This window comes from Qipengyuania sp. YIM B01966, from assembly GCF_016461955.1.
Lineage (GTDB): Bacteria > Pseudomonadota > Alphaproteobacteria > Sphingomonadales > Sphingomonadaceae > QFOP01.
In genome coordinates, this window is record NZ_JADMNM010000001.1 from 489,579 (window position 1) to 502,568 (window position 12,990).

The following is a 12,990-nucleotide window of genomic DNA, read 5'->3' on the forward strand; positions in this document are numbered from 1 at the left end:
GCGCCGCGCCGGCGCACAAGAGCCGGGCCTGCAAAGCGCGCTGGCGACCAATCGTTAACCATCTCGGCCTACACCCTCAAGCGAGGGGGGTGCGGGCATGGACGATCTTTTGGCCGACTTCGTGGCCGAAACACGCGACATGATGCAGGCGATGGCCGGCGAGCTTGTCGCGTGGGAGCGCACGCCCGACGACCGCGAGAGCCTCGATACCATCTTCCGCTTCGTCCACACGGTGAAGGGCAATTGCGGCTTTTTCGACTTTCCCAGGCTCGAGCGGCTGAGCCATGCCGCCGAAACCGCGCTGGCCGACGTCCGCTCGGGCAATCGCACGGTCGATGTCCGGCTGGTCGATGCGGTGCTGGCGATCATCGACCGGATCGGCGAGCTGACCGACGCGATCGAAGGCGGCTCCGACCTTGATCGCGGGGATGACGAACACTTGATCGCCGCGCTGGAGGACGGGGCCGGCGCGCTGCGCGACATGGCACCGCTGCTTGCCGCCGAAACCATTGGCACCAGCGCGCCGGCCCCGACCGCGCCCCAGCGCAGCATCCGCCTGCCGCTTGACCTGATCGACCGGGTGATGAGCGATGTCTCCGACCTGGTGCTGGCGCGCAACGAATTGGCCCGCACCCTGCGGCTTGGCGCGCCCGATACCGGTGACGGCACGCTGGAACGGCTGTCCGCCATCATCGACAGCCTGCGCGATGGCGTAACCCGGATGCGGATGCAGCGCATCGACACCTTGTTCGGCGCGCTGCCCCGGCTTGTGCGCGACCTCGCGGCCGATCTCGGCAAGGAGGTGCTGGTCGATTGCGAGGGCGGCGATGTCGAACTCGACCGCGAGTTGATCGAGATGCTGCGCGACCCGCTGACCCATATCATCCGCAACGCGGTCGATCACGGGATCGAGCCTCCGCATCAGCGGATCGCCGCGGGCAAGCACGAGGAAGGCGTGCTGAAATTGCACGCCCGCCAGGCTGATAATCGCATCCATCTCGAAATCACCGATGATGGCCGGGGAATCGATGGCGAGCGGCTGGTGGCCAAGGCCGTCGAGGCAGGTTTGTGCACCGCCGCCGAAGGCGCAGCCTATGACCGGCGCGAGCGCCAGCAACTGATCTTTCACCCTGGCCTCAGCACTGCCGCAGCGGTGACAGCGGTCTCGGGGCGCGGGGTCGGGATGGATGTGGTGCGCGCCAATATCGAGCGCATCGGCGGTGCGATTAAGGTCTGCTCGGAGCCCGGTCAGGGCACGCGCTTCACCCTCGCTTTGCCGCTGACCCTCAGCATCGTGCCCTCGCTGACGGTGTGCAGCGGCGGGCAGATGTTCGCCATCCCGCGCGGGGTGGTGGAGGAGATCGTCCACGCCGGGAATGCCGCACTCGACTTCGCCCGCATGGGCGACGCGCTGCTGGCAAATGTTCGCGGGCGGCGAATGGGCTGCCTCTCGCTGGCCGACGTCCTTGGCCTCAGCGCCGCGCAGGCTGCCGAGAACGCGCCGCTGGTTCTGATCCGGCTGGCGGGGGGTGACCTGTTTGCGCTCGCGGTGGACCGCGTGCTCGATCACGAGGATCTGGTGATCAAGCCGGTCGCTCCGGCGATCATGCAATTGGGCCTGTATGCCGGCGCGACGCTGCTCGACAGCGGGGAGCCGGTGATGATGCTCGACATGGCGAGCATCGCGCGCACCCACGCCATGCTGCGCGATCACGCCGATCGCACCGCCACCGCCCCGGCCGCCGACCGCGTACAGGGCCACCGGCCGCGCACGGCCGGCCTGACCGTGCTGGTCTACACCTCGCTCGCCGGCCGCCGACGCGCGATCCGGATGGACCGGGTGATGCGGATCGAGCGGGTGGCGCGTACCGATGCCGATTGCGGCGGTGCGCGGCCGCAAATCGCCATTGACGGGGCGATCCTGCCGCTCGCCGGATGCGAGACGGGCATCGCGCCCGGCGACCGGCCACTCACCATCTTGCGGCTGGCCGCCGACAACCCGGCGGCGGGCGAGATTGCCCTCGCCATCGATGCGATCGAGGATACCGCCCTGCTTGAGGGACCCGTGCTGCCGCCGCTGGGCAGCGGGCAACCGCTGCTGGGCAGCGCGATGATTGGCGGGGCGCTATGCGAGCTGGTCGATTGCGACGCGCTGTTCGCGGCCCATCGACCCGCCCTGATCGGCGCCGCGCGATGAGCGGCCCGGTGCTTTGCGTAACGCTGGCGGGCCGGTCGGCAGCGATCGATGCCGCAGCCGTGCATTCGGTGGTCGAGCTCGGCGCGCTGACGCCGGTGCCGCGCGCGCCCGCCCACATCCTCGGCCTTGCCGCGCTGCGCAGCCGCACGCTGACCGTAATCGACAGCCGGGCCGCGCTGGGCCTCGCCGCCGCGCCCGGCCCGTTACCCGCTGGTCAGCAAGCTGTGATTACCGATATTGACGGCCACGCCTATGCGCTGCTGGTCGATGATGTCGCCGGGGTCAGTGACCTGGCCGGCGAACCGGAACCGATCATCGGCCGCGCCGGTCCTGGCTGGGAGCGCGTCGCGCGCGGGGCAGGTGACACCGCCTTTGGTCCGGCATTGCTGATCGATCTGCCCGCGCTTGTCGCCGGGCTGCCGGCGATGGCTGCCTGAGATGCCCGGACCAATCGCCATGCCATCCACTATCACGCAGCTTTCAGCAGACGCACATATGGGGTCGCAGCCAATGCATACTTGTCTGATCGTCGATGATTCGCGCGTCATCCGCAAGGTGTCGCGCCATATCCTCGAGGAATTCGGTTTCGTCGTCGAAGAGGCCGAAAACGGCCAGGACGGTCTCAACAAATGCATCGCCGCGATGCCCGCGCTGGTGCTGCTCGACTGGAATATGCCGGTCATGTCGGGGATCGAGTTTCTCGTTCGTTTGCGCGCGCATCCGGGCGGCGACCGGCCCAAGGTGGTGTTCTGCACGACCGAGAACGACGTCGCCCATATTCGTGAGGCGATCGCCGCGGGGGCGGACGAATATGTCATGAAGCCGTTCGATCACGATACCTTGCAGATCAAGCTGCAGCTCGTCGGCTTCGCCTGAGGGGCGCCCGTATGCCCGACGCCTCGCCTTCTCCGGCCCAGCCTCCGCCGTTCCGGCCGGCCCTTACCGCCGGCGGGCCGCTGCAGGTCATGGTGGTCGACGATTCGCTGACCACGCGGACCGCGATTGCCCGCCTGATCGACAGCGCGGAGGACATGGTTGTCGCCGCCACCGCCGCCTCGGCCGAGCGGGCGCTGGCCGAGTTGCCTTGCCGGCCGCTCGACGTGATCGTGCTCGACCTCGAAATGCCCGGCATGGGCGGGATGGAAGCGCTGCCGCGCCTGCTGGCAGCGCGTGCCGGAGTGCAGGTGCTGGTCGTTTCCGCCCTTACCGAAATCGGCGCCGAAGCAACCTTGCGGGCGCTCGCGCTGGGCGCGGCCGACACCATGCCCAAGCCGCGATCGGGCGGGTTCAACGCGCGCTGGCGCGAAAGCCTCCTGAAGCGCGTGCGCGTCTTGGGCCGCGCCGCGCGGGGTACGGACGAGACAGTGGGCGAAAGCTGCGCCGGGCGCGCCAGCACTGCTGTGCGGCCCCGGCCCGCCAACGGGCAGGATCGCAAGGCGCCGCGCATCATTGCCTTCGGCGCATCGACCGGGGGCATCCATGCGCTGTGCCAGGTGATGGCCGATCTGCCGCGAGCGGTCGACCTGCCGATCCTTGTCACGCAGCACCTTCCGCCGAGCTTCATGGAGGTATTCGCGCGGCAGCTGACCGCTGCGGCAGGTCGACCGGCCAGCGTTGCGCAGACCGGGACGGTGCTCGAACAGGGCCGGATCTATGTCGCGCCCGGCACCGGGCACCTGCTGGTTGGCGAGGTGGGCGACCGGCTGGTGGCGGCGATCGACCCGGCCCCTGCACCGAGCGGCTGTCTCCCCTCGGTCGATCCGATGCTGCAATCGCTTGCCGATGCGCTGGGCGGGGCGGCGATTGCGGTTATTTTGTCCGGTATGGGCCGTGACGGCGCGCTGGGCGCAGCGGTGCTGGCCGCGAAGGGGGGCACGCTGATCGCCCAGGACCGCGCCAGCAGCGCCGTCTGGGGGATGCCCCGCGCCGTGGCCGAGGCGGGCCTTGCCGATGCGGTGCTGCCACCTGCTCTGATCGCGGCCGAACTGGGCGTACGGACCGCTGCTGCGCCGCGGGTATCAGCCACATGGCCGTGAGCCGAATTTCCCGCCAGATCCTGGCTGATCTGATGCGCGCGCGAACCGGGCAGCACATGGCCCCTGAACGCGATTGGCGAATCGATAGCGCCCTGGCGCCGCTGTTCCGGCGGCACGGGATCGACAATGCCGATCACCTCGTGTGCCTGCTGGCGCAGGACCGGACCGGCACGCTGGCCGATCAGGTGGTCGAGGCGCTGCTCAACAACGAAACCTATTTCTTCCGCGACCGCGCGATCTTCGATGCGCTGCGCGACAAGGAGTTACCTGAACTGGCCGCGCGGGCACCGGCCCGGCGGCTGTCGCTCTGGTGTGCCGGGTGCTCGACCGGGCAGGAACCCCTGTCGCTGGCGATACTGGGCGATCAGGTGCCCGCCGGGCCGCGCAACCTGTCGCCGGCGATCCTGGCCACCGACATTTCGGGCGCGGCGATCGCTCAGGCGCGGGCGGGCAGGTACAGCCAGTTCGAAATCCAGCGCGGTCTGACAATGCGCGAGACCGTCAGATATTTTACCGAAGCTGATGATGGCTGGCAGGCTGATCCGGCGCTGCTTGGCCGCATCCAGTTCGGCATTCACAACCTGCTCGACCGCCCGCCCGACGACGCTCCGTTCGACCTCATTACCTGCCGCAACGTGCTGCTTTATTTCGATCCGGCCACGCGCGCGGTTGCGCTCGGTCGCCTGGTTTCGGCGTTGACCGAAGGCGGCGTGCTCCTGCTCGGTTCGGGCGAAACGCTTGAAAGCGGGCATGGTCTGCCCCTGGCGCCGCGGCCCGGTTTGCCGGGGCTGTTTGTGCGTATGGCAATTGGCGCTGCGCAGCCGGCACCGCGCCGCGCCGGAGGGCGCGGATGATGGTTCACCATTCCTTAGCCGTCATGTCGCTATCGCTGCGCGCAGGGGAGAGCTGAGTGCATCGCGGTGCCGATCATAGCTGGCTGCCGGCCAAGGTGGTCGTTCTGTTACCGATTGCGGTGCTGACGGGCATGTTCCTGTCCGGCGCCATGCTGCTCGCCCGCAGCGAGGCGCTGTCCACCCGCGAAATCGCCCTCTATATCGTGGGCAGCGGCATCGCTTACGCGCTGGCCGTTCTGCTGCTGTGCCGGTTTGGCCTGCGCCGGATAGAGAAGCTCGAGCAGATGGGACTGATCGATCCGCTCAGCCTGCTGCCCAACCGTCGTGCGCTGCATGACGATGTCCAACGCCATCTCAAGCGCCAGAATAACGTGGCGCTGGCCCTTATCGACCTTGACGGGTTCAAGCTGGTCAATGACCATCACGGGCATTTCGTCGGCGATATGTTGATCGGCGACATCGGGCAGACCCTGAGCGAGATTTGCGGCGCAACAGCGCGCGCCTACCGGCTCGGCGGCGACGAGTTCGCGGTGGTGGCGACCGGGCCGCTGGCGCCGACCATTCTCGAGGGGCTGTGCCGCTCGCTGCTGATGCGGCTGGCGACGCCGGTGGCGCTTGACGATCGCAAGATCGTCATCGGCGCATCGATCGGCATCACGCGCAGCGCAGGGCCAACCAATTCGTCTGAATTGCTGCGGCAGGCCGACCTTGCGATGTACGCCTCCAAGCGCGGTGGCAAGATGCGCTGCACCTGGTTCGTCGAGGAGTTCGACCGCGATCTCGAAACAAATCGGGTGCTCGATGACGAGTTGCGGCGGGCACTGACCGGGGGCGAGTTGCAGGTGTTCTACCAGCCGCTGGTCGACGCCTGTACCCGCCGGGTGGTCGCGGCCGAGGCGCTGATCCGCTGGCAGCGGCCTGATGGCCGCGCTTTGGGCCCCGACGTGTTCATCCCGGTGGCCGAGGAATCGGGGCTGATCAACGCGATCGGCCTGTTCGTGTTGCGCACGGCGTGCACCGATGCACTGGAATGGGACGGCATCCGACTGTCGGTCAACATCTCGGCGGCGCAATTGCGCAATCCCGAATTCCCCATCGCGCTGGGCCAGATACTCGAAGAAACCAGGTTCCCTGCCGAGCGCCTGGAGATCGAGATCACCGAGACCTGCCTCGTGCTCGACCCGGTGGTAGCCGAGCGCAGCCTGCGCCTGATCCGCAGCTTCGGGGTTGATGTGGTGCTCGACGATTTCGGCACCGGCTACGCCTCAATCGGTTTCCTGCGCCAGTTCCGCTTCGAAAAGCTCAAGCTTGACCGCTCGTTGATTGCCGAGGCGGAGGGGTGCGAAAGCAGCCGCGCGGTCATGCTGTCCTCGATCAGCGTGGCCCGGGCAATGAAAATGGACGTGACCGCCGAGGGTGTCGAAACACAGTCGCAGGCTGATCTCGCGCGCGCGGCGGGTTGCGACAATTTGCAGGGCTGGCTCTATTTCCGTGCCATGCCGGCCGCTGAACTGACGGCGCTGCTGCGCCGCACGCACGAACGGAAGATCGCATGAACGCTATCAGCAAATTTGCCGCCGTCGGCTGGAGCGAGGAGGACGCTCGCGCCTTCGACGCCATTCAGATTAACCTTCCCGCGCCGGACCCGGAAGCGGCCCGCAAGGCCGCGCGGTATTTCGACCGTCAGCCGCTGGCCAAAAAATTCACCCAGACGATGGGCGGCGCGGCGGCGGCGCTGGCCGTTTGCGGGATGGCCGGCTGGCTTGGCATGGTCGGTGCGCGCGGCTGGCTGGCGCCCGGCATCGTCGCCGCTCTCGAACTGGTGGTGATCATCGTTGCGACCTTTACCGTCCCCCTTTTGCTGGTGGCGCTGCAACGGATGCGCACCGAACTGGTCGAGCCCCTGCGCGTGCTGGCGGGCGAGATGCAGCGGCTGGCCGAAGGGGAGAAGGATCTCGCGATTCCCTATCGCGAACGCCATGACGAGATCGGCGATATGGCCCGGACAATGGAGGTGTTCCTGCGCGCGTCGCACCGGATTGGTCAATTGCAGAAGGAACAAGAGGCTGCGCGGCGTGAGCGTGACGCAATGCGCGCGCGGCAGGATGACGAGCTGCGCGCGTTGGCAGCGACGTTCGAGACCAGCGTCGCCGGGATCGTCGGCGGGGTCGCCAGCGCCGCCGGGCAGTTGCAGGGCACGGCAAGCGCGATGGCTGAAACCGCGCGGCGCTCATCCGCCCAGGCGGAAGCGGTGTCGCGGGCAATGGACGAAACGTCGGCCGGCGTCACCGCGGCTGCGGCAGCCAGCGACGAGTTCGCGATGTCGATCGGCGAAATCAGCCGCCAGGCCGCGAGCAGCGCAGGCCTTGCCCGCGACGCTACGCTGGCCACCGAGCGCGCCGATGCCACGCTCAGCGCGCTGTCGCTATCGGCCGAGCAGGTCGGGCAGATTGTCGAGCTGATCCGTACGATCGCCCAGCGGACCAATCTGCTGGCGCTCAATGCGTCCATCGAGGCGGCCCGCGGGGGCGAGGCCGGGCGCGGCTTCGCGGTGGTCGCGGCGGAGGTCAAGGATCTCGCCAACCAGACCAGCCGCGCGACCGAGCAGGTTGCCGAGCAGATCCGCACCATGCAGGAATCGACGTCGGACAGCGTTGGCGCCTTGCGGTCCATCGGCGAACAGGTCCAGCAGCTTGAAGCGACGGCGGTGTCGATTGCAAGCGCGGTCGATCAGCAATCGGTCGCCGGACACAACCTTGCACGCAGCATCGACCTTGCCGCGCGCGGCGCGCAGGATGTGGCCGACAATTTCGACCAGGTGCGCGACACTGCGCTGGCAACCGGTGCAGCGGCGAGCCAGTTGCTCGGTTCGGCAACGGAGATGGGCCGTCAGTCCAATGCGCTCAGCGACCAGGTTGACCGGTTCCTGCGCCATGTACGATCCCAGGGCGCGACCTAAGAAAAAAGGCCCGGACGGATAAACCGGCCGGGCCTGTAAAGTCTTGGGAGAGGATGCCTGAAAGGCCCCACCTATCTGGGCCATGACGTTTTTGTTCGCAAGTGCGAAAACCACACTGCCTGTTGCGTTTGGCGCAACAATCATTGCGTATCATGTCATCCGCCTGATAATCATAAACTTTATCTGATTTCGCGAAGCTTCCGCCCGCCGTTCTATATCGCTCACATGGTGCAGCGCACCATTTAACCTGCTGCATCGCCGGGCGTGACAGGTCTGCTGCCATCTTCTAGACAAGCGTGGCAAGCGGAGAACCCATGAAGAAGCTTTTCCCTGATGCCGCCAGCGCCCTCCAAGGCGTGCTGCGCAACGACATGGTCATCGCCAGCGGCGGATTTGGCCTTTGCGGTATCCCCGATCGCCTGCTCGACGCGATCCGCGAGAGCGGCGTGACCGGGCTGACCTTTGCCAGCAATAATGCGGGAATTGACAATGAGGGCATCGGCAAGCTGCTGCGCACGCGGCAGGTGAAGAAGATGATCTCGTCCTATGTGGGCGAGAACAAGGAATTTGAGCGGCAGTACCTCTCGGGCGAACTGGAGGTCGAGTTCTGCCCGCAGGGCACGCTGGCCGAGCGGATGCGCGCCGGAGGAGCGGGCATACCCGGCTTCTACACCAAGACGGGCGTCGGCACGCTGGTGGCCGAGCGCAAGGAAGTAAAGCGCTTCGGCGGCGAGGATTACATCCTCGAACATGGCATCTTTGCCGACCTTGCGATCGTCAAGGCGTGGAAGGCGGACGAAACGGGCAATCTCGTATTCCGCAAGACCGCGCGGAATTTCAATCTGCCGGCGGCCACGTGCGGCAAGGTCTGCGTGGTCGAGGTGGAAGAGATCGTCCCGGCCGGCGCGCTCGATCCCGACTGCATCCATCTGCCCGGCGTCTATGTCCAGCGGATGATCGTCGGCGCGCCGTACGACAAGAAGATCGAATTCGTCACCACCCGGCCGCGTGAGGCGGCCTGACGCGATGCAGCTGCCGGTGTCACGCTGGCTGCTGGCAGGCGCGGCGCCGCTGCTGCTCGGCGGCTGCGTTGCCGCAGTCGCGCCGATTGTCGGCGGGGGGATTTTCGTCGGCAAGCAGATCAAGGACGAGGTCGCTGAACGGCGCGCCTTGCGCGAAGGCGCGGCGGCCCTGCGCGCCGCTACGCCTGCGGCCGTCCCGGTCGAGGAAGGCGACCCAGGGCTGCCCGGCGTCGAACCGGTAGAGGCGCGGCTGACCGACCTGACCGAATTGCCGCCACCCACGGCAGCCGACATCCTCCCGCAGGGCGCAGCGGGGGGTAGCACCGCCTATGCCGCTTTTGCCGCGCGCGCGATGGAACTGGCCGCGGCCGATCCCCTCAGCGCCCGGCGCCGCTCGGCCGTACTGGCCGACCCCGCCAGCCTCAGGCCCACCACTCGCCCCTGCGGGCTGCAGCGCGGCGCGGTGTTGGTCGATCTCGACCCAGCCGGGGCGCTGTTCGACGCCGCGCGTGCGCAAACGCAAGCAGGCGATGCCGGTCTCGCCGCAGCTCTAGCCAATCTGCGCGCAGCGGATATCGAGATCGTCTGGCTGTCGGGCCTGCCGTGGATTGCCGAGGAGGAACTGCGCGGCCTGCTCGCCGCGCGCGGGCTCGACCCGGCGGGCGCCGACCGTATCGCGCTGCTGCAGACCGGCGAGGATAAACCCGCCGCGCGTGAGCGGGCGCTGGCGGGGCGCTGCCTGCAGGCGGTACTGGGCGACGATCGCGCGGATTTCGACCCGCTGTTTCAATATCTCCGGCGCCCCGAGGCTGCCGCATCGCTTGACGCGCTGCTCGGCGATGTGTGGTTCCTCGTGCCGACCCCATTGCAATAAGGACATTTCATGGCGAGCGACCCCACCCCCCGGCCGGCCGGCTGGACCCGTGACCAGATGGCTGCCCGCGCCGCACAGGAGCTTGAGGACGGGTTCTACGTCAATCTCGGCATCGGCATCCCGACGCTGGTCGCTAACCATATTCCCACAGGGATGCAGGTGACCCTGCAATCGGAAAACGGGATGCTCGGCATTGGCCCCTTCCCCTACGAGGGCGAGGAAGACGCCGACCTGATCAATGCCGGCAAGCAGACGATCAGCGAATTGCCCCACAGCGCCTATTTCGACAGCGCGGCCAGCTTCGCGATGATCCGGGGCGGGCATATCGACTTGACCGTACTCGGCGCGATGGAGGTCGCGGAAAATGGCGACATCGCCAACTGGATGATCCCGGGCAAGATGATCAAGGGCATGGGCGGGGCAATGGATCTGGTCGCGGGGGTCAAGAAGATCATCGTGGTGATGGAGCACACCGCCAAGGATGGCAGCCCCAAATTCATCCCCGAATGCACCCTGCCGCTGACGGGCCGCAATGTGGTCGACATGATCATTACCGATCTCGCCGTGTTTCAGCGGGCCGACCATGCCAGCCCCTTCCGCCTGATCGAAACCGCCCCGGGCGTCAGCGCGGACGAGGTCGCCGCCAAGACCACCGCGCATTACCTCGCCTGAGCACCCGCAATGTGGCTCAGCGAACCACGTAACACTCGTGCGCCGCTGGCGGGGCTCAAGGTGCTCGAACTGGCGCGTGTGCTGGCCGGGCCGTGGGCGGGCCAGATCCTGGCCGATCTAGGGGCCGACGTCATCAAGGTCGAAGGACCCGAGGGAGATGGCACACGCCAGTGGGGCCCGCCGTGGATCGAGCATGATGGCGAGCGCAGCGCCGCCTATTACCATTCGGCCAATCGCGGGAAGCGCAGCATCACCGCCGATTTCGGCGCGGCGAACGATCTGGCGCGGGTGAAGACGCTGGCCGCCGGGGCCGATGTGGTGATCGAGAACTTCAAGACCGGCGCGCTGGCCAAATTCGGGCTCGACTATGCGGCGCTTGCCGCCACCAACCCGCGTCTCGTCTATTGTTCGATCACCGGTTTCGGGCAAACCGGGCCGCGCGCGGGCGAGGCGGGGTACGATTTCGTCATTCAGGCGATGAGCGGGTTCATGGCATTGACCGGCGAGCCCGATGGTCAGCCGATGAAGATGGGCGTGTCGATCAGCGACCTTGCCTGCGGGCTCTATAGCGTGATCGGCATCCAGGCGGCGCTGGCGATGCGCGAGCGGACTGGGCGCGGCCAGCATGTCGACATGGCGCTGCTCGATTGTTCAGTCGTGCTGCTCGCCAGCCAGTCGATGCATTACCTCGCCACCGGCGACAATCCGCCGCGGATGGGCAATGCGCACGCCCAGGTCAGCGCCTATGGCGTGTTCCCGGTCAGAGGCGGCGAGGTGGTGCTGGCACCGGCCAATGACGGTCTGTTCAGGAAGCTCCTGACCGTGCTCGGCCGCGACGATCTGCTGGCCGATCCGCGTTTCGCGACCAATGCCGACCGGCTTGCCAATCGCGCCGTGCTGGATGCCTTGATTGCCAAAGCAACCGCCCAGCGCGATGGTGAGGACCTGCTGGCGGCCTGCGCGGCGGCGGGCATTCCGGCCGGGCCGATCCATTCGGTCGACCAGGCATTGGCCGACCGGCAGACCGCAGCGCGCGGGATGCTGATCAAGCTGGACGGTATCCCAGGCGTGCGCAGCCCGCTCACCTTTTCCGAGGCCGAACTGGCGCTCGACCACCCGTCACCCAGACGGGCCTAGCCCAGCGCTTCCTTCAGCGCGTCGACCAGATCGGTCCGCTCCCACGGGAACAGATCGCCTTCGGGCTTGCGCCCGAAATGGCCATAGGCGGCAGTCTGGCGATAGATCGGCTTGTTGAGCCCCAGATGCGTGCGGATCGCGCGCGGCGTCAGCCCGCCGAGCGCCTCGATTCCGAGGATCGCCTGCTCGATCCGGTCGTCGCCGACCGTGCCGGTGTCATGCGTGTCGACATAGAGCGACAGCGGCTTCGACACCCCGATCGCATAGGCGAGCTGAATGGTGCAGCGCGTCGCATAACCGGCGGCAACGATATTCTTGGCGAGGTAACGCGCGATATAGGCAGCCGAGCGGTCCACCTTGGTCGGATCCTTGCCCGAAAACGCACCGCCGCCATGCGGGGCCGCGCCGCCATAGGTATCGACAATGATCTTGCGCCCGGTCAGCCCGGCATCGCCATCGGGGCCACCAATTTCGAAGCTGCCGGTCGGGTTGATGTGATATTGGCTCTCGCGCAGCAGCACCGGCGGGATCACGTCGGCCACCACGCGCTTCACATAAGCGTGCAGTTCGGCCTCTTTCTCGCCCTCGTCATAACCGGCCGCATGCTGAGTGGAGACGACAACTGCCGTTGCCGCGACCGGCAGGCTGCCTTCGTAGCGCAAGGTCACCTGGCTCTTGGCATCGGGTTCGAGGAACGGCGCCGCGCCCGAATGCCGGTCAGCCGCCATCCGTTCGAGAATCTTGTGGCTGTAATAGAGCGTCGCCGGCATCAGATCAGGGGTTTCGTCGGTCGCGTAACCGAACATTATACCCTGATCGCCCGCGCCTTCATCCTTGTTGCCGCTGGCATCGACGCCTTGCGCGATGTGCGCGGATTGGCCGTGCAGGCGGTTCAGGAATTCGAACTTGTCCCAGTGAAAGCCATCCTGCTCATAGCCGATTTCGCGCACCGTCCGGCGCACAGTCTGCTCGATTTCTTCCTGCGCGCCGGGCACCCATTGGCCGTTCTCGTACACGCCCTTGCAGCGTATTTCGCCCGCCAATGCGACGAATTGCGTGGTGGTCAGCGTCTCGCAGGCGATCCGCGCCTCGGGGTCTTTCGACAGGAACAGATCGACGATCGCATCCGAAATCTGGTCGGCGACCTTGTCGGGATGTCCTTCCGAAACGCTTTCGGACGTGAACAGATAATCGGCGCGCATGAGAGCCTCATATAAGGATATCGTTAAATGTGCATGG

At 66.9% G+C, this 12,990-nt stretch carries 12 protein-coding genes; 11 read left to right on the forward strand and 1 reads right to left on the reverse strand.

The annotated features are described in order from the left end of the window. Positions 1-97 precede the first annotated feature (97 nt). From ILT46_RS02495 to ILT46_RS02545, 11 genes are all read left to right on the forward strand, one after another. Entirely contained in the window at positions 98-2,197 is a 2,100-nt protein-coding gene (locus ILT46_RS02495) for a chemotaxis protein CheA (protein ID WP_199503017.1), read from the forward strand. After that, entirely contained in the window at positions 2,194-2,634 is a 441-nt protein-coding gene (locus tag ILT46_RS02500; protein WP_199503018.1) for a chemotaxis protein CheW, read from the forward strand. Before ILT46_RS02495 ends, ILT46_RS02500 begins: the two co-directional genes overlap by 4 nt. 73 nt (positions 2,635-2,707) lie before the next feature. After that, positions 2,708-3,073: a response regulator gene (locus tag ILT46_RS02505; protein ID WP_199503019.1), complete on the forward strand. Its 366-nt coding sequence runs from the start codon at positions 2,708-2,710 to the stop codon at positions 3,071-3,073. An 11-nt stretch (positions 3,074-3,084) separates the two neighbouring features. Further along, complete coding sequence (gene cheB / locus ILT46_RS02510) at positions 3,085-4,233, forward strand: chemotaxis-specific protein-glutamate methyltransferase CheB (protein ID WP_233396898.1); 1,149 nt, start codon at positions 3,085-3,087, stop codon at positions 4,231-4,233. After that, a complete protein-coding gene (locus tag ILT46_RS02515) occupies positions 4,224-5,087 on the forward strand; it encodes a CheR family methyltransferase (protein ID WP_199503020.1) in 864 nt (287 codons plus the stop codon). Before cheB ends, ILT46_RS02515 begins: the two co-directional genes overlap by 10 nt. Positions 5,088-5,143: 56 nt before the next feature. Next, on the forward strand, positions 5,144-6,643 hold the full coding sequence (locus tag ILT46_RS02520) for a putative bifunctional diguanylate cyclase/phosphodiesterase (protein WP_370592295.1): 1,500 nt from the start codon (positions 5,144-5,146) through the stop codon (positions 6,641-6,643). Continuing rightward, positions 6,640-8,046, forward strand: a complete 1,407-nt coding sequence (locus ILT46_RS02525; RefSeq protein ID WP_199503021.1) for a methyl-accepting chemotaxis protein — start codon at positions 6,640-6,642, stop codon at positions 8,044-8,046. The genes ILT46_RS02520 and ILT46_RS02525 overlap by 4 nt, the downstream gene beginning before the upstream one ends. Before the next feature lie 314 nt (positions 8,047-8,360). Continuing rightward, positions 8,361-9,068 (forward strand): CoA transferase subunit A, encoded by a 708-nt coding sequence (locus ILT46_RS02530; RefSeq protein WP_199503022.1) that lies wholly within the window; start codon positions 8,361-8,363, stop codon positions 9,066-9,068. Next, positions 9,055-9,942 (forward strand): hypothetical protein, encoded by an 888-nt coding sequence (locus tag ILT46_RS02535; protein ID WP_233396899.1) that lies wholly within the window; start codon positions 9,055-9,057, stop codon positions 9,940-9,942. The genes ILT46_RS02530 and ILT46_RS02535 overlap by 14 nt, the downstream gene beginning before the upstream one ends. Before the next feature lie 9 nt (positions 9,943-9,951). Then, positions 9,952-10,614 (forward strand): CoA transferase subunit B, encoded by a 663-nt coding sequence (locus tag ILT46_RS02540; protein WP_199503024.1) that lies wholly within the window; start codon positions 9,952-9,954, stop codon positions 10,612-10,614. Between the two features lie 9 nt (positions 10,615-10,623). Further along, positions 10,624-11,751 (forward strand): CaiB/BaiF CoA transferase family protein, encoded by a 1,128-nt coding sequence (locus tag ILT46_RS02545; protein WP_199503025.1) that lies wholly within the window; start codon positions 10,624-10,626, stop codon positions 11,749-11,751. Here the strand turns inward: ILT46_RS02545 and metK are convergent. Next, positions 11,748-12,953, reverse strand: a complete 1,206-nt coding sequence (metK, locus tag ILT46_RS02550; RefSeq protein ID WP_199503026.1) for a methionine adenosyltransferase — start codon at positions 12,951-12,953, stop codon at positions 11,748-11,750. The genes ILT46_RS02545 and metK overlap by 4 nt on opposite strands. Between the last annotated feature and the right edge of the window lie 37 nt (positions 12,954-12,990).

Excerpts from the sequence above, each read along its gene's own strand:
- ILT46_RS02495 (WP_199503017.1), top strand. The coding sequence starts at position 98 with ATGGACGATCTTTTGGCCGACTTCGTGGCCGAAACACGCGACATGATG.
- metK (WP_199503026.1), bottom strand. The coding sequence starts at position 12,953 with ATGCGCGCCGATTATCTGTTCACGTCCGAAAGCGTTTCGGAAGGACAT.
- ILT46_RS02545 (WP_199503025.1), top strand. The coding sequence starts at position 10,624 with ATGTGGCTCAGCGAACCACGTAACACTCGTGCGCCGCTGGCGGGGCTC.
- ILT46_RS02515 (WP_199503020.1), top strand. The coding sequence starts at position 4,224 with ATGGCCGTGAGCCGAATTTCCCGCCAGATCCTGGCTGATCTGATGCGC.
- ILT46_RS02525 (WP_199503021.1), top strand. The coding sequence starts at position 6,640 with ATGAACGCTATCAGCAAATTTGCCGCCGTCGGCTGGAGCGAGGAGGAC.
- ILT46_RS02500 (WP_199503018.1), top strand. The coding sequence starts at position 2,194 with ATGAGCGGCCCGGTGCTTTGCGTAACGCTGGCGGGCCGGTCGGCAGCG.
- ILT46_RS02530 (WP_199503022.1), top strand. The coding sequence starts at position 8,361 with ATGAAGAAGCTTTTCCCTGATGCCGCCAGCGCCCTCCAAGGCGTGCTG.
- ILT46_RS02540 (WP_199503024.1), top strand. The coding sequence starts at position 9,952 with ATGGCGAGCGACCCCACCCCCCGGCCGGCCGGCTGGACCCGTGACCAG.
- cheB (WP_233396898.1), top strand. The coding sequence starts at position 3,085 with ATGCCCGACGCCTCGCCTTCTCCGGCCCAGCCTCCGCCGTTCCGGCCG.
- ILT46_RS02505 (WP_199503019.1), top strand. The coding sequence starts at position 2,708 with ATGCATACTTGTCTGATCGTCGATGATTCGCGCGTCATCCGCAAGGTG.